This window comes from Pseudomonas sp. Sample_23 (genome assembly GCF_004307595.1).
In the GTDB taxonomy this organism is placed as follows: domain Bacteria; phylum Pseudomonadota; class Gammaproteobacteria; order Pseudomonadales; family Pseudomonadaceae; genus Aquipseudomonas; species Aquipseudomonas atacamensis.
Genome location: NZ_RCNX01000102.1, coordinates 110,336 through 126,388, shown reverse-complemented (window position 1 = coordinate 126,388; position 16,053 = coordinate 110,336). Strand labels below are relative to the sequence as shown.

General features: G+C 59.4%; 17 protein-coding genes. 10 read left to right on the top strand and 7 right to left on the bottom strand.

Features of this window, described 5'->3' with window-relative positions:
- Nucleotides 1-267 precede the first annotated feature (267 nt).
- Nucleotides 268-486 (bottom strand): hypothetical protein, encoded by a 219-nt coding sequence (locus tag D8U82_RS27090; RefSeq protein WP_125916003.1) that lies wholly within the window; start codon nt 484-486, stop codon nt 268-270.
- 445 nt (nt 487-931) lie between these two features.
- Here D8U82_RS27090 and D8U82_RS27085 point away from each other — a divergent pair, with 445 nt between their 5' ends.
- From D8U82_RS27085 to D8U82_RS27055, 7 genes are all read left to right on the top strand, one after another.
- The gene (locus D8U82_RS27085; protein WP_039758965.1) at nt 932-1,189 is read left to right on the top strand and encodes a DUF6555 family protein; all 258 of its coding nucleotides are present in this window, start codon (nt 932-934) and stop codon (nt 1,187-1,189) included.
- 324 nt (nt 1,190-1,513) lie between these two features.
- Nucleotides 1,514-2,458: a C4-dicarboxylate TRAP substrate-binding protein DctP gene (gene dctP / locus D8U82_RS27080; protein WP_224789932.1), complete on the top strand. Its 945-nt coding sequence runs from the start codon at nt 1,514-1,516 to the stop codon at nt 2,456-2,458.
- Nucleotides 2,459-2,520: 62 nt separating this feature from the next.
- Nucleotides 2,521-3,153: a TRAP transporter small permease gene (locus tag D8U82_RS27075; protein ID WP_110599141.1), complete on the top strand. Its 633-nt coding sequence runs from the start codon at nt 2,521-2,523 to the stop codon at nt 3,151-3,153.
- Nucleotides 3,150-4,433 carry a C4-dicarboxylate TRAP transporter large permease protein DctM gene (dctM, locus tag D8U82_RS27070; RefSeq protein ID WP_016774319.1) on the top strand — a complete coding sequence of 428 codons (1,284 nt, stop codon included), beginning with the start codon at nt 3,150-3,152 and terminating at the stop codon, nt 4,431-4,433. Before D8U82_RS27075 ends, dctM begins: the two co-directional genes overlap by 4 nt.
- A gap of 83 nt (nt 4,434-4,516) precedes the next feature.
- Complete coding sequence (locus D8U82_RS27065; protein ID WP_130903310.1) at nt 4,517-5,467, top strand: TAXI family TRAP transporter solute-binding subunit; 951 nt, start codon at nt 4,517-4,519, stop codon at nt 5,465-5,467.
- A gap of 68 nt (nt 5,468-5,535) precedes the next feature.
- Nucleotides 5,536-7,563 carry a TRAP transporter permease gene (locus D8U82_RS27060; RefSeq protein WP_130903309.1) on the top strand — a complete coding sequence of 676 codons (2,028 nt, stop codon included), beginning with the start codon at nt 5,536-5,538 and terminating at the stop codon, nt 7,561-7,563.
- The gene (locus D8U82_RS27055) at nt 7,560-7,985 is read left to right on the top strand and encodes a DUF1850 domain-containing protein (RefSeq protein ID WP_130903308.1); all 426 of its coding nucleotides are present in this window, start codon (nt 7,560-7,562) and stop codon (nt 7,983-7,985) included. The genes D8U82_RS27060 and D8U82_RS27055 overlap by 4 nt, the downstream gene beginning before the upstream one ends.
- Here D8U82_RS27055 and D8U82_RS27050 read toward each other — a convergent pair whose 3' ends face one another.
- The 4 genes from D8U82_RS27050 to D8U82_RS27035 form a co-directional block, all read right to left on the bottom strand.
- A complete protein-coding gene (locus tag D8U82_RS27050) occupies nt 7,986-8,786 on the bottom strand; it encodes an NAD(P)-binding domain-containing protein (protein ID WP_277751233.1) in 801 nt (266 codons plus the stop codon).
- Nucleotides 8,783-9,214, bottom strand: a complete 432-nt coding sequence (locus tag D8U82_RS27045) for a MarR family transcriptional regulator (RefSeq protein ID WP_016774314.1) — start codon at nt 9,212-9,214, stop codon at nt 8,783-8,785. The genes D8U82_RS27050 and D8U82_RS27045 overlap by 4 nt, the downstream gene beginning before the upstream one ends.
- A 140-nt stretch (nt 9,215-9,354) precedes the next feature.
- Nucleotides 9,355-10,662, bottom strand: coding sequence for a C4-dicarboxylate transporter DctA (dctA, locus tag D8U82_RS27040; protein WP_016774313.1), 1,308 nt, complete (start codon nt 10,660-10,662; stop codon nt 9,355-9,357).
- A gap of 103 nt (nt 10,663-10,765) precedes the next feature.
- Nucleotides 10,766-11,935 carry a mandelate racemase/muconate lactonizing enzyme family protein gene (locus D8U82_RS27035; protein ID WP_125926097.1) on the bottom strand — a complete coding sequence of 390 codons (1,170 nt, stop codon included), beginning with the start codon at nt 11,933-11,935 and terminating at the stop codon, nt 10,766-10,768.
- A gap of 98 nt (nt 11,936-12,033) precedes the next feature.
- Here D8U82_RS27035 and D8U82_RS27030 point away from each other — a divergent pair, with 98 nt between their 5' ends.
- Nucleotides 12,034-12,909, top strand: a complete 876-nt coding sequence (locus tag D8U82_RS27030; protein ID WP_130888058.1) for a LysR family transcriptional regulator — start codon at nt 12,034-12,036, stop codon at nt 12,907-12,909.
- A 182-nt stretch (nt 12,910-13,091) separates the two neighbouring features.
- On the opposite strand, the gene D8U82_RS27025 is transcribed toward D8U82_RS27030, so the two are convergent.
- Nucleotides 13,092-14,060 (bottom strand): oxidoreductase, encoded by a 969-nt coding sequence (locus tag D8U82_RS27025; RefSeq protein WP_125926095.1) that lies wholly within the window; start codon nt 14,058-14,060, stop codon nt 13,092-13,094.
- 87 nt (nt 14,061-14,147) lie between these two features.
- Here D8U82_RS27025 and D8U82_RS27020 point away from each other — a divergent pair, with 87 nt between their 5' ends.
- Nucleotides 14,148-15,068, top strand: a complete 921-nt coding sequence (locus tag D8U82_RS27020) for an AraC family transcriptional regulator (RefSeq protein WP_241668084.1) — start codon at nt 14,148-14,150, stop codon at nt 15,066-15,068.
- A 51-nt stretch (nt 15,069-15,119) separates the two neighbouring features.
- Nucleotides 15,120-15,572 (top strand): thiol-disulfide oxidoreductase DCC family protein, encoded by a 453-nt coding sequence (locus tag D8U82_RS27015; protein WP_125926094.1) that lies wholly within the window; start codon nt 15,120-15,122, stop codon nt 15,570-15,572.
- Here D8U82_RS27015 and D8U82_RS27010 read toward each other — a convergent pair.
- Nucleotides 15,555-16,052, bottom strand: coding sequence for a DUF2269 domain-containing protein (locus tag D8U82_RS27010; RefSeq protein ID WP_125926184.1), 498 nt, complete (start codon nt 16,050-16,052; stop codon nt 15,555-15,557). The genes D8U82_RS27015 and D8U82_RS27010 overlap by 18 nt on opposite strands.
- Nucleotide 16,053: the final 1 nt, after the last annotated feature.

Here is a 16,053-nt window from a genome sequence, read left to right as displayed (position 1 = left end):
GCAGGCTGAGAGCGTTTGTGCTCTTCTATCGGAACAGTACTGAGGCCCGTATTCACGGGCCTCTTACTTCCTGTGCAAGTTTGTGTAACATCCGGGAAACTGGACGATTCGATTTATACGTAAGTCAAAACAATTACTGGCAGTGATTTATTGTCAGGGACATGATCAACGGCCCAACCCAACTCTCTGCAGTTGTACAAGCGCAGCGGTAATCGTTGAGTCTTGCCGAATTTCATCAGCCGCCTCGTTTGCGAGCTGAAGCGAACATCAGCGTTTCGCTGATGGCTTGAACTGACGATCAATGTCCAACATCTTCGCGGCACACAAGGCCAGGCGCTGACTGATCACCCGCTCCTGCTCGTTTTTGAGACATTTTTCACAAAGCCCGGCATGTCCGGCACTTGCCTTATAACGCTCCGCTTGCGGCGAGGTTTTGTACAGCTTATTGCATTTTGTACAAGTGTGGCGCAGCTCGTCGTTTTCCATGGCCCTTCTTCCTGTCAAGGCACAATCGGGTCATTAACCATTACATGAGCTTCGCTGAATCTGTACAGGAAATTGTTCGTTTATCGCCTCGCTTGCGAAGCTTGCTAACTAAAATATTCCACTGGTTAACTGCACCAACGTACCAATTTTACAGTATCGGCAGCGATCTACAGATTACGCGCTAGTTAAACGCAGCGATGTTCCTCGTCAATATCAAATGACATTCAAACGCCATCACACCGGACAAGTGTCGATATATTTTGCCGTTTCGCTTAGTTACGCTGTTCAAACTTTCGCAATCACATAAGGAGCGTTGTTATACCGCAAGCGCATGCTTGTATAAGTGATTTTTCAACCGGTGCGGACGCATGTCGAGATGTTAGAAAAAACTGTGAATTTCCTGGCGCGAGGAACATCCCTCTTTCATGAGTAACAGGAGAGCCTCATGAGCCAGACAGATTTGTACATGATTAAGTACCGACTTCACGGTGTGCCCAAATCCTTCATTATCCGCGCCAAATTGATGAACAACGCAGAAGCCTGGCAGTGGGCGAGTTGTGATGCCGGGTTGACGCCAATTCCCAAGCCAGGCCGGCCTCCATTGAAGCGCTTCTCGAAACCGATGGCCGAGCGATTCGGCGTCACCGACGTGCAATGGCACGAATCAAAGGCCGTGTGTTGGGACGAGGACCTGGCGATATGAGAATCCCGCGCCGCCAACCCGAGGCCTATCTGCCCGGTTCACCTTCAGCAGCGGGCACTTGAAATTCAAACATCACTCGTCGCCGGGTAATCCCCATACCGTTCACGGCCCTGACGGAACCACGTACTCAGTTCACTCGCTACTGTTTTGCGGTTTTCTGGTCAATTCCCCGGCAAATCAGATATTTCTGCCTAGACTTGAACATGTCTCGGCACTTGAACGCGTTCAGCGCGTCGAGCGGTCATCACAATAAAAACAAGAGGAATCACCCAGATGCTCAGATCTCTGTTCAGCGCACTTGCCTGCGCTTTGGCGGTAAGCAGCATGAACCCGGCCATGGCGGCAGACCCGGTGATCATAAAGTTCTCGCATGTGGTCGCTGACCAGACGCCCAAGGGGCAAGGTGCGTTGCTGTTCAAGAAACTGGTCGAAGAACGCTTGCCGGGCAAGGTCAAAGTCGAGGTGTATCCCAACTCCTCGCTCTTTGGTGATGGCAAGGAAATGGAAGCGCTGTTGCTCGGCGATGTACAGATGATTGCGCCGTCGCTGGCCAAGTTCGAGCAGTACACCAAGTCAGTGCAGCTGTTCGACCTGCCCTTCCTCTTCAATGACATCAACGCTGTCGACCGCTTTCAACTGAGCCCGCAGGGTCAGGGCCTGCTCAAATCCATGGAAAGCAAAAACATCACCGGCCTGGCTTATTGGCACAACGGCATGAAACAACTGTCGGCCAACAAGCCACTGCGTGTACCGGCGGATGCGCGCGGCCTGAAGTTCCGGGTGCAGGCCTCGGCGGTGCTGGAGGAGCAATTCAAGGCGGTGCGCGCCAATCCGCGCAAGATGAGTTTTGCCGAGGTATATCAAGGCCTGCAGACCGGTGTGGTCAACGGCGCAGAGAATCCTTACTCGAACATCTACAGCCAGAAGATGCATGAAGTGCAGAAATACATCACTGAATCCAACCACGGTGTACTGGACTACATGCTGATCACCAACACCAAATTCTGGAACGGCCTGCCACCCGACGTGCGCAGCGAACTGGACAAGATCGTCGTAGAAGTCACCACCCACGTGAACAAGGAAGCCCAGCAACTGAACGAGGGTGACAAGCAGCGCATCCTTGCCGCCAAAACCACGGAAATCATCACGCTTACGCCAGAAGAACGTGCGCAATGGCGCGACGCGATGAAACCGGTGTGGAAGAAGTTCGAAGGCGAAATCGGCGCTGAGCTGATCTCTGCCGCCGAAGCCGCAAACCAGGCGCAATAATCGCAAGGCAGGCGCCGCTGCGTCGGCGCCTGCCCGTCTTCACTCGACGTGAGATGCCATCCATGAAAGCGCTTCGGCGAATCTGGGAACACTTCGAGGAAGGCTTCATCGTCTTCCTTCTGGCGGCCATGACCCTCGTCACGTTTGTCTACGTGATCCTCAATAACTTCTACAGCCTGTTTTACTGGCTCGCCGATCATTGGCCGGCGGCCAGTGTTCCGCTGTTCGCTGTTGGCGATCAGATCATGGGCATGGCGCAGGCCATGACCTGGAGCACTGCCCTGACCAAAGCGCTGTTCGGCTGGCTGATTTTTTTCGGCCTGGCTTATGGCGTGCGCACCGCCGGGCATATCGGTGTCGACGCACTGGTCAAACTGGCGCGCAGATCGGTACAGCGTTACATCGGCATCCTCGCCTGCCTGTGCTGTCTGGCCTACGCGGGGCTGCTCGCCGTCGCCAGCTTCGAATGGATCGAAACCTTGATGAACGCCGGTATCGGTGCCGAGGATCTTGGCCATTTCGGCGTCATGCAGTGGCATATCGGGTTGATCGTGCCGCTGGGCTTCGCGCTGGTGTTCATCCGCTTCGCTGAAATTCTCCTGCGCATCCTGCTCAATCGTCAGACCGGCCTCGGGCTGGCCGATGAGGCGGCCGACGCGCTGAAACTTGCCGAACACGAGGAAGACAAGCCATGACCATTGCCTTCCTGTTCGTGGCCCTGTTCGCCTTGATGTTCATCGGCGTGCCGATCGCCATCTCACTGGGCCTGGCCGGCTCCCTGACGATCATTTTCTTCAGTCCCGACTCGGTGCGCTCGCTGGCGATCAAACTGTTCGAGACCTCGGAACACTACACGCTGCTGGCCATTCCGTTTTTCCTGCTGGCCGGGGCCTTCATGACCACCGGCGGCGTCGCCCGCCGGCTGATCGACTTCGCCAACGCCTGTGTCGGGCATATTCGCGGCGGCCTGGCCATCGCGGCGGTGCTGGCCTGCATGCTGTTCGCCGCCCTCTCCGGTTCAAGTCCCGCCACGGTCGCTGCGGTGGGCTCGATTGCGATTGCCGGGATGGTCCGTTCCGGCTATCCGCAGGCGTTCGGCGCAGGGATCATCTGCAACGCCGGTACGCTGGGCATCCTGATCCCGCCGTCGATTGTGATGGTGGTTTACGCCGCTGCTACAGAAACCTCCGTGGGCAAGCTGTTCATGGCCGGCGTGGTACCGGGCCTGCTGTTGGGCACGGCACTGATGGTGGCGATCTACATCGTTGCGGTGAAGAAAAATCTCCCCGCCTTGCCGCGTGCGACGCTTCGCGAGTTTCTGAGTACGGCACGCAAAGCAATATGGGGCCTGTTGCTGATGGTGATCATCCTCGGCGGCATCTATTCGGGCATGTTCACCCCGACCGAAGCTGCCGCAGTGGCAGCCGTCTATTCGGCCTTCATCGCTCTGTTCGTCTACAAGGATCTGACCTTTCGCGAGACACCCAAGGTTCTGCTCGACTCGGCCAAGCTGAGCATCATGCTGATGTTCATCATTGCCAACGCCATGCTGTTCGCCCACGTGCTGACCACCGAACAGTTACCTCAACAAATCACTGCCTGGGTGATCGACGCCGGCCTGACGCCGGTGACGTTCCTGCTGGTGGTCAACATTGTGCTGCTGATTGCCGGCGCGTTCATGGAACCGTCAGCGATCATCCTGATCCTGGCGCCCATCCTTTTTCCTATCGCGATGAAACTGGGCATCGATCCGATTCACCTCGGCATCATCATGGTGGTCAACCTTGAGATCGGCCTGATCACGCCACCGGTGGGCCTGAACCTGTTCGTGACCTCGGCGGTGACCGGCATGTCCTTGCCCGCCACAGTCAAAGCCGCGATGCCGTGGTTGTCGATTTTGCTGTTGTTCCTGATCCTGATTACTTACGTGCCATGGATCTCACTGGTGCTGCCGAACTGGCTGGGGATGAACTGACGTCGTGACGATCACGTTCAGCCGGGACCGGCTAGAGTGCAATCACTCTGCTTAAAACCATAACAAGACGGAGAAGTGCCCCCATGCGAGTCAAAACACGCTTTGCCCTGCTGGCCGCCGCCACGCTGACCCTTAGCAGTGCTGCGCAGGCCGCGCCCGTGTTCATCAATATCCTCACCGGCGGAACCAGTGGGGTTTACTACCCGATCGGGGTCGGTCTGTCGCAAATCTACAGCGACGGTATTGCCGGCTCGAAGACATCGGTGCAGGCCACCAAAGCGTCGGTAGAAAACCTCAACCTGCTACAGGCCGGTCGCGGCGAATTGGCCCTGGCTTTGGGCGACTCAGTGGCCGACGCCAAAAACGGCGTGGAGGACGCCGGTTTCAAAGCACCACTGACCAAACTGCGCGCCTTGGGCGGCGCCTATCCCAATTACATTCAAATCGTCGCCAGCAAAGAGTCGGGGATCAAAACCCTCGCCGATCTCAAGGGCAAGACCATCTCGGTCGGCGCCCCTAAATCCGGCACCGAATTGAATGCGCGGGCGATATTCAAAGCGGCTGGCCTGACCTACCAGGAGATGGGCAAAGTGCAATATCTGCCGTTTGCCGAATCGGTGGAATTGATCAAGAACCGGCAACTGGATGCCACCTTGCAGTCGTCTGGATTGGGCATGGCCGCCATTCGCGACCTGTCGTCGGTAATGCCGCTGAACTACGTGGCGATCCCGAGCGAGGTGGTGACAAAAATCGGCAATCCGGCCTACCAGAGCGCAATGATCCCGGCCAATACCTACGACGGACAGGCCGAAGCCGTGCCCACTGTGGCAATCACCAATATTCTGGTGACCCGCGCCGACCTGCCGGATGACGTCGTCTATGACATGACCCGCCTGCTGTTCGACAACCTGGGGCGCTTGGGTAACTCCCATTCGGCGGCCAAGGACATCAAGCTGGAAGCGGCTGCGAAAAACCTGCCGATCGCGCTGCACCCCGGCGCCGAACGCTACTACAAGGAAAAAGGCGCTTTATAGCTTGTGCGCAGTGGCGTGACGGCCACTGCAGCGTCGATTCCTTTGCGTGGTCATGAGGAAGGCAGCCAATGAGTGACGAGCATCACGGTATTTCCGCGAACCCACGGGACTGGCCGAAAACCCTGTTTTACGTAGCGTTGCTGTTCTCGATTTTCCAGATCGTCACCGCAGCCTTTTCTCCTCTCTCCAGCCAAGTGCTGCGTGCGGTGCACGTCGGTTTCCTGCTGTGGGTGGTGTTTCTCAGTTATCCCGTACGCGGCGCAGACCGTCCGTGGCAACCGCTGGCGTGGCTGCTGAGCCTGGCCGCCATCGCTACTGCGCTGTATCAATGGGTGTTCGAGGCCGATCTGATCCAGCGCTCCGGTGATCTGACGTCGGCCGATCTGGCTATCGGCATCGTGTTGATTGGCCTGGTCTTCGAAGCCGCGCGACGGGTCATGGGCATTGCGCTGCCGGTGATTTGCGGGCTGTTCCTGGCGTACGGTCTGTTCGGAGAATACCTGCCCGGCGAACTGGCCCATCGCGGCTACGGTTTCGACCAGATCATCAATCAACTGTCGTTCGGCACCGAAGGGCTGTACGGCACGCCGACGTATGTGTCGGCGACCTACATTTTCCTGTTCATCCTGTTTGGCGCATTCCTCGAGCAGGCCGGCATGATCAAGCTGTTTACCGACTTCGCCATGGGCTTGTTCGGGCACAAGCTGGGAGGCCCGGCAAAAGTGGCCGTGGCCTCGTCGGCATTGATGGGGACAATCACCGGCTCCGGGATTGCCAACGTCGTCACCACCGGCCAATTCACGATTCCCCTGATGAAGCGCTTTGGCTATCGCGCCGCGTTCGCCGGCGGCGTGGAAGCCACCTCCAGCATGGGCAGCCAGATCATGCCTCCGGTGATGGGCGCGGTCGCCTTCATCATGGCTGAAACCATCAACGTGCCCTTCGTCGAGATCGCCAAGGCAGCGCTGATACCGGCCCTGCTGTATTTCGGTTCGGTATTCTGGATGGTCCATCTGGAAGCCAAGCGCTCCAACCTCAAGGGCCTGCCCAAAGACCAATGCCCCAGCGCATGGGGCGCGGTGAAAGCCCGCTGGTATTTGCTGATTCCTCTGCTGGTTCTGGTGTACCTGTTGTTTTCCGGGCGCACACCGCTGTTCTCGGGCATGGTCGGCCTGGCATTGACTGCCATCGTGATTCTTGGCTCGGCGATCATTTTCCGGGTGCACAGCTTTGGCCTGCGTTGTGCGTTCTGGATTGCACTCGGCGTGCTCTGCACAGGTTTTTTCCAGCTCGGCATCGCGGTGATTTTTGCGGTCATTGCCGTCCTGGTGCTGGTCTGCGCTTTCATCAAGGGAGGTCGCGAAACGCTGCTGATCTGCCTGCACGCGCTGGTCGAGGGCGCCCGCCACGCGGTACCGGTGGGCATCGCCTGCGCACTGGTCGGCGTCATTATCGGCATCGTTTCGCTCACCGGCGTCGCTTCGACGTTTGCCGGCTACATCCTCGCCATCGGCCGCGACAACCTGCTGCTGTCGCTGATCCTGACGATGATCACTTGCTTGGTGCTAGGGATGGGCATTCCGACCATTCCCAACTACATCATCACCAGCTCGATCGCCGCGCCCGCCCTGCTGGAGCTGGGCGTGCCACTGATCGTGTCGCACATGTTCGTGTTCTACTTCGGCATCCTCGCCGACCTGACCCCGCCGGTCGCCCTCGCCTGTTTTGCCGCCGCGCCGATCGCCAAGGAAAGCGGCTTCAAGATCAGCCTGTGGGCCGTGCGCATTGCGCTGGCCGGTTTCGTCATCCCGTTCATGGCGGTCTACAACCCGGCGCTGATGCTGCAAGGCGACAACCTGTGGGCGACTGCCTACATGCTGATCAAGACTCTTCTCGCGGTTGGTCTCTGGGGCATGGCGTCGACCGGTTTTCTGCAACAGAAAATGCTGATCTGGGAACGGGTGCTCAGTCTCGGCGCCGGCGCCCTGCTGATCGTGGCACTGCCCGTGACCGATGAAATCGGCTTCGCACTCGGGATTCTGGTCATCGTGCAACACGTCTGGCGCTCGCGGCGCGCCGCAGCGGCCAATGCATGATCGGCTTGTGCCTGGGTCTGGCCGGCAGCATTTGGGCACAGTTGCCGGTAGCGAGCTTCACCCTGGCATGGAACCACAGCATCGAAAAGATCCGCTGGGAGGAAGACTACCGCGTCACGGCCCAAGGGCTGGTTCTTGAGCAGGCCAGGGTTCGCGGCAACGGCGCTGGCATGGAGATACCCGACGATGCCCGGCTGGAGAACGGCAGTTGGCATTTCCGACGCCACTTGCCGCCGCTGCAACCACTGCAATTGGGCCGAACCCCGCAGGCCGGCGATTACCAGTTATGCATGGATGGCAAGTGCGAACTGGTCAGCCGATGGGTTGGGCCGGCCAGGATCAGCCAGCCGTTTTTGCAGCTGTGGGGTTGCGAAATGACTTCGCTATCGCCGTCGCATGAACGCCAAGCCGCTCATTTCTAATCAAGCGGTCATCTCCCGATTGATCGCAACCATCTGCTCGCGGGTGAATTCAGTGTCGGGGGCCATGAATCGGGCCATCAAGGCATCGCGGTTCAGCGGCGCGCGGGCCTTGTCCGCAGCTTCGAGCGCCTGCTTCAGTTCCGGCAAGGTCAGTTCGGTGCAGTAAGCCGGGGTCCCGGGTTGTTGACGCCATGACTCCTGAAGGCTGCCCGCAGCGAGCGCGGTGAATCCGGTTTCTTCGACCAGATCCTGCGCGACCGCCTCAGCACGCACATCATCGCCGGCGACTGGCAAGGCGATGCGAGTTGCGGATTCGGCAGGTTGACCTTGATCGGCCAGCGTAGCGGCGAGTACGGCATTCCACGCTTTGATCAGCGGGCGGCCGATCTGCTCGCTGACCCAGACGCTTTCAGGTTTGCCCTCGTCCACTTCCTTGATCGCCCCATCACGCTGCGGATAGTAATTGGAGGTATCGATGACCACGACTTGCTCGGCAACCTGGCTCAGCGTCTGCTTCAAATCAGGGTATCGGGCGAAGGGAATCGACAGGATGATCACATCGACATCGGACACAGCCTGCTCTTTGGTGACAGCCTTGGCACCGACTTCTTCAGCGAGTGCCTGAATGCTTTGCGGGTCTTTCGAGTTGGCCAGTTTGATCTTATGACCGCACGCAGCCAGCTTGCGCGCCAGTGTTGCGCCGATGTGGCCGGCGCCGATAATTCCGATGTTCATTTCAAAACCCTCTCTGTTACGTGTGTTATCGCCCGGTTGAGCGCGCTTTTGGACTGGTGGGCTCAGTCAGCCGCCGGATGGGCAAGCGCATCCAGCGTCAGACGAAGCGCCTCAATCCCCTGCTCATCGAGCTGGCAGGCCGTCTTGATCTTGCCGGTGATGGCTCTGATGTCGTCTTCCATGGCCCGGCTTTCGGGCGTCAGGTCGATCAGCACGCGGCGCTCGTCTGCCGGATCGCGCTTGCGCGTGACCAATCCGGCGCCTTCCAGACGTTTGAGTAGCGGCGTGATGGTTCCCGCGTCCATGGCCAGGTAAGTGCCGAGTTCGCCCACAGACAATGGCGCGCCATCCAGAAGCTGCAGGATCACCAGATACTGCGGAAAGGTTAAGCCCAGTGGTTCCAGATACGGCTTGTGCAAACGCACGACACGGTTGGCAGCGGCGTAGAGTGCAAACGACAGCTGCGTTCCCACGTGATTTCGGTTCGAGCTCATTTCATAGTTCGCTATTGTATAGTGCACTATATATTTCATGAGTACGAAGGAGTGTCAACCCAGGCAGCCCGTGCGGTGTCGATCAGCACCTCTGTCAGCGATCCGGATCACCAACAGAGGTGCTAATCGCCACGCTTGGTTTACTTGTGCGCCAGCAGCGCCTTGCGTGCAGCTTTGGCGTGTTTCATGGCAGCGATTTCCCGCTCGCACGCTTCGACATCGAAGGAGTTGTCCCACTTGGCAATGGCAATGGTGCCGATGCCGTTGCCGATCAGGTTGGTCACCGCTCGCGCCTCGTTGAGGAAGCGGTCGATGCCCAACAGCAACACCAGGCCCACCAGAGGAATAGAGTGAATGGTGGTGAGCGTGGCCGCCAAGGTCACGAATCCTGCCCCCGCCACACCGGCCGAACCTTTGGAGGTCAGCAGGAACACGCCGAGCAGAATCATCTGATCCATGAATGTCAGCGGTGTGTTGGTCGCCTGGGCGATGAAGATCGCCGCCATGGTCAGGTAAATGCAGGTGCCGTCCGCGTTGAAGGTGTAGCCCGTCGGCAGGACCATGCCGACCACGGATTTCTTGCAGCCGAGCTTTTCCAGTTTGACCATCATTCGCGGCAGCACCGCTTCGGTCGAACAGGTGCCCAGGGTGATCAGGATTTCATCCTTGAAATAACGCAGAAACTGCATCAGCGGCATGCCCGACCATCGCGCCACCGCGCCCAGTACCACGACGATGAAGATCAGCGTGGTGATGTACAGCGCGACCAGTAACTGCCCCAGCGACAGCAGAGTGCCGATGCCGTATTTACCGATGGTGAACGCCATGCCAGCTCCGGCGCCCAGCGGCGCCAGACGCATGACCATCGCGACGATTTTGAACAGACCTTGCAGGAACAGATCGATGGTGTTGATCAGCGGTTTGCTGGTTTCGCCCATTTGCACCAAGGCGACGCCCATCAGCACCGACAACAGAATCACTTGCAGCATGACGCCATTGGAGAAAGCGCCGAGGAAGGTGTGCGGAATGATATTGAGGAAGAATTCGACGAGGCCGCCCTGCTCGCTCGCCGCCTGGCTGTATTTATTGACAGCACTGCCATCGAGGGTGCCGGCGTTGATGTTCATGCCGGCGCCGGGCTTGACCACGTTGACTACGATCAGGCCGACCACCAGAGCGATGGTGGAAAGAATCTCGAAGTAGATCAGCGCTTTCACACCGATGCGGCCGACCTCCTTGATACTGCCCATCTTGGCGATACCGACCACTACCGTGCCGAAGATGATCGGCGCCAGGAGCATCTTGATCAGCTTGATGAAACCGTCGGCAAACGGCTGCAGCTTGGCGCCGATGTCCGGCACGAAGTAACCGATGGCAGCGCCGATGACGATGCCGATCAGCACTTGCACATAGAGCTGGCTGTACCAGCGTGATTTTGAAGTTTCCACGGAAGCACCTCATTTTATTGTTGTGGTGGGCATGTGGCTTTGGCGTCGAGGATGACGCCTGAAGCTGCGGCCTCGGCAAAACGAGGCCGCAGATGAAACAGAATCAGCCCTCGCCCAGTTCGCGCATGACGGCATACAGCGCAGACTTGGCTTCGAAGCCGACGCCCGGGATATCCGGCAGCCCGACGTAGCCGCTCTCCACGCGGATGCCATCGGCAAAACCGCCGAATGGCTGGAACACGTCCGGGTACGATTCGTTGCCGCCCAAGTGCAGACCGGCGGCGATGTTCAACGACATCTGGTGACCACCATGCGGCACCACGCGGCGCGAAGACCAACCCAGCTCTTCCATCACTTTCAGGGTGCGCATGTACTCCACGAGCCCGTAGGACAACGCGCAGTCGAATTGCAGGTAGTCACGGTCCGGGCGCATGCCGCCGTGGCGCAACAGGTTGCGAGCGTCCTGGTGAGAGAACAGGTTTTCGCCGGTGGCCATCGGCAGTTCGTAGTGATTGGCCAGCTCGGCCTGGAGCGCATAATCCAGCGGGTCGCCGACTTCTTCGTACCAGAACAGGTTGTACTTCTTGATCGCCTCGGCGTAGGCGATACCGGTTTGCAGATCGAAGCGGCCGTTGGCGTCGACCGCCAGGCGCTGGCCGTCGCCCACCACTTCGAGCACCGCTTCGATGCGGCGGATATCTTCGTCCAGCGGCACTGCGCCGATCTTCATCTTGACCACGTCGTAGCCACGGTCCAGGTAGCTCTGCATTTCGGCCTTGAGTTTGCTCTGGTCCTTGCCTGGGTAGTAATAACCGCCCGCCGCATACACCCAGACTTTGTCATCGGCCACACCGTTGCGATAACGATCGGCGAGCAGGCGATACAGCGGCTTGCCTTCAATCTTCGCCACCGCATCCCACACCGCCATATCGATGGTGCCGACCGCTACTGAACGCTCGCCATGCCCGCCCGGTTTTTCGTTGGTCATCAGGGTTTTCCAGATGGCGAACGGATCGAGGTTATTGTTCTCGTGATCGATCAGGGTTTCCGGGTCGGCTTCAGTGATCCGCGCCAGAAAACGATCGCGCATCAACGCGCCCTGGCCGTAGCGACCGTTGGAGTTGAAGCCGTAACCGATGACCGGTTTGCCGTCGCGAATCACGTCGGTAATGACCGCAACGACCGAGCAGGTCATCTTCGAAAAATCGATGTAGGCATTGGCGATCGGGGAAGCAATGGAGACGGTTTTTTCACGGATATCGACGATACGCATGACGGGTTCCTCTTGTTGTGGTGACCCAACGTTATGCTTTGCGACGACACCCGCCCAATGCTATTAATGCCGCGCCCTATGCACAGGAGGCATTGCCCTTGGAACTGGTTTGGCTTGAGGATTTTTCAGCACTGGCCGAGTACGGCAGCTTTGTCCGGGCCGCCGAAGCGCGCCATGTGACGCAGCCGGCGTTCAGTCGCCGAGTGCGCTCGCTGGAGAACTGGATGGGTGTGGAATTGTTCGTGCGCACCCCGCAAGGTGCGACGTTGACCGAGGCCGGCCGGCAGATTCTGCCCAGCGCCCAAGAAGCGGCCAGACGCCTTTACCGCATGCGCTCCGAGGCCCAGGAAGTGGCTGGCATGGCGGCGAAAACCTTGCAGTTCGCCGCCACTCATTCGCTGTCATTCACCTTCTTCCCACGCTGGTTGCGCAGCGCCGAAAGTGGCGCGCCGATCGATGCGGTTCGCCTGCATTCCGACAGCATGGCCGTGTGCGAACAGATGCTGATTCATGGCCAGGTGCAGTTCCTGCTGTGCCACCGCCACCCCGACGTTCCGCCATTACTGGCGCCAGATCAGTTCATTGGCAAGAAGGTCGGCGAGGACGTACTTGTGCCGCTGGCGAGTGCTTCAGCCCAGTTCGGCACGTCGCCTGAAACCCTGCCCTATCTGGCCTACACCCACGAATCGGGCCTGGGCCGAATCGTCGCCCACAGGTTGCATGGCAAGGCTGATTATCTGCACTTGAAACCATTGTTCAGCAGCCACTTGGCCGCAGTGCTGATGTCGATGGCGCTGGAAAGCAAAGGCGTGGCCTGGCTGCCAAAAAGCCTGACCGAACAGGAAATGGCTGATGGGCGTCTGGTCAGGGCGCTGGATGAAAGTTGGGATATTCCACTGGAAATACACCTGACTCGCCCGACCGCGCCGATCAGCCCTTCGGCGGAGGAATTCTGGGCGAAGCTGGAAGAGTAACTCTATCGAGCAGCCCCTCACCCCAGCCCTCTCCCGAGGGAGAGGGAGCCGATCTGGGTGCTGTTCAAGAACTGAGTTCGACCCGGTATTGCAGGTCGGCGAATTTCTACTAAACACCTCGGTCAGTCCCCTCTCCCTCCGGGAGAGGGCTAGGGTGAGGGGCTTTTGGCCTTTGACTCGATTTATGCGACCGTGAGCCCCGTCCATAGCTCCGAAACCGCCCACAGTCGCTCAGCCAGCGCAGCATCCGCCGCCCATTTCGCAACACCCTTGCGGCCTGCTTCCGGTTCATTGATCGGCGCAACATTGCAGTCTTCGCAATACACGCCGCCCAAATCCGCAAGCAATGCACTGGTCGCGCACCACAACCCCGTCGCCGCGCCTTGCTCGACAGTTTTCAGTCCATTGTGCGCATCCAGCCGTGGCCGGCCCTGCTCATCCAGCGCGTCGAATGCGGCAAGCTCCGCTGTGCTGAGGTGCCGTGCCAGATCCGTCAGAATCTGCCCCGGATGCAATGAAAATGCGCGAACACCTTGGCTACGCCCACGCTGATCGAGTGCGATGGCAAACAAGGCGTTGGCGGTTTTCGACTGGCCATAGGCGACCCATTTGTCATACGGCCGTTGCAGGAAATCGATGTCGGCAAAGTCCACCCCGGCAATCTGATGCCCGCGCGATGACACCGACAGCACCCGCGCCTGGCCAGCCTTGACCAGCGCGGGCCAGAGGCCGCAGGTCAGGCGGTAATGACCGAGATGGTTGGTCGCGAACTGGCTTTCATGGCCGTCGGCATCGCGCAGCAACGGCGCGGCCATGATTCCGGCGCAGTTGATCAGCAATGACACTGGCTGACCCGCGCTGACCACGCTGTGGCTGAACGCCGCCACCGACTCGGCCTGCATGAGGTCCATGGGCATCACGCGGACACCGTCCACTCCATCCAATGCAGCCTCAGCTCGCGCGGTATCTCTGGCCGGCACGATAATTTGCGCCCCTGCCGCCGCGAGGCTTTTTACCGTCAGCAGACCGAGGCCGGAATAGCCGCCGGTGACCACAGCGAGCTGCCCGCGCAGATCGATGCCGGCCATGACTTCAGCCGCTGTGCTGGCGGCGTTGAACGGTGATTGCACAGGTTGTTGAAGCGTGGCCATGGGCGTAATCCTGAGTGAGCTATCGAAGGCCTTCATTCTTGGCTAAGCTCTCGGGACGAACCAGTCTGATAAATCCAGGTTTCTGTCGTGATCATCCAAAATCCTGCTGGCGACCCACTTTCTGCCGTATTGGCACTCTCGGAACTGCGCGCAGCCTGCTCGGTTCGCTTACAAGCGGGCGGTGTCTGGGCGCTGCGTTTCCAACCCATCGAACTGAAATTCAACGTGGTGCGACGAGGCGAATGCTGGCTGCGCATGCAAGGCATGCCGGCGCGCCTGTTGCAGGCCGGCGACTGTTTTGTGGTGTCGCGCACGCCGTTCATTCTGGCCAGCGGCGCCGATGTCGAAGCGATTAACGCAGCGGATGTTTTCGCCCATGACGGCGCCTCGGCAACGTTCGGTGTCGGCGAGGAAGTCGAGTTGCTGGGCGGCAGCGTGTCGCTGTCGGGACCCGGCGCAACCGAACTGCTCAACGTGCTGCCGACCTCGCTGATCATTCGTGCCGAAACCGCAGGCGCCTCGTCGTTCGGCTGGCTGCTGGATGAACTGGGGCGCGAGTGGCCGTCGCATCAGCCTGGCTCGCAGGCGATGTGCAACGACCTGCTGCGGCTGATCTTCATCCATGCGCTGCGCCATCACATCAACAGCGCGGATGCCGAACAACTGGCGTGGCTGGGTGGACTGCGGGAACCGGCGATTGCCGGCGTGTTGCGCGCCATTCACGCTGCTCCGCAGATGCCTTGGCGACTGACGCAAATGGCCGAGATTGCCTGCATGTCGCGATCGGGTTTCGCGGTGTTATTCAAAACTTGCATGGGTGTAGCGCCGGTCGAGTACGCCACGCGCTGGCGGATGCGCGTGGCCGCGTTCCGCTTGCGCAATGGCCGGGACAATGTGGCCACTGTCGCCGCGTCACTGGGCTATCTGTCCGACGCGGCGTTTGGCGCTGCATTCCGCCGCGTGCACGGAATATCGCCGGGGCAATACCGGCGCGATTCACTCTTATAGTCCGGTGATCAAGGTTATGATCGCGACAACCGCCGCCAAGGACATCCGCCGATGCCTGCCATGAAAACCCGCCCCACCCCCGCGCCATTGCTCAAGCCAGGCGAAACCGTGGTGCTGTTCGACGGTGTGTGCAAACTGTGCAACGGCTGGGCGCGTTTTCTGATTCGGTATGACCGTCAGCGCCGCGTGCGGCTGGCGACCGTGCAATCGCCCGAGGGCCAGGCCTTGCTGGCGTGGGCCGGTTTGCCGCTGGACGAGTTCGACACCATGGCGGTGATCCGCGACCGCAATTATTGGGAACGCTCGGATGCGTTTCTCGAAGTGGTCGGGCAACTGCCAGGGCGCTGGCAGCCGCTGAAACTGCTGCGGATCTTCCCGCGTCGTCTGCGCGACTGGGCTTACGATCGCATCGCGCTGAATCGGTATCGGCTGTTCGGCAAGTACGACACTTGTCTGCTGCCGACTGCGGATCACGAAAGCCGTTTTCTAAAGGCCCACGGCTGACCCGATCAGTTGCAGCGGCGTCATCTTCGTCACCATCATCAGCACGATGACAAACATCCCGGCGAACCCGACGACGCCCATCCAGAACCACCAGCGGTACGTGCTCGCGTAGCGATCATCCAGAGGCAGGCTACCTTCGCCCGCGCTCAGCGCCATGCTCTGCAAACGCTTTTGCAACACCAGCACCGGCAGCCACAACGCGCCGACACAGAAGAAAATGATCAGCGAAGTCAGCAGCCATTCGGTGCTCATCGAAAGCCCCGAGAGCCGCATCAGCAGATAGCCGGTAATGACCTGCACAAACCCGGCCGGCGTGGTGATCCACGTATCAAAGCGCACCACCATTCGTGCGACATGGGCGATCACTTGCGGGTTGCCGCTGCGGCTGGCGGCGATCAGGTAGAGGTAGGAACCCATGCCGAAACCGAAGAGGAAAATCGCCGCGATTACATGCAGGTACTTCAGGCACAGATAGACCATC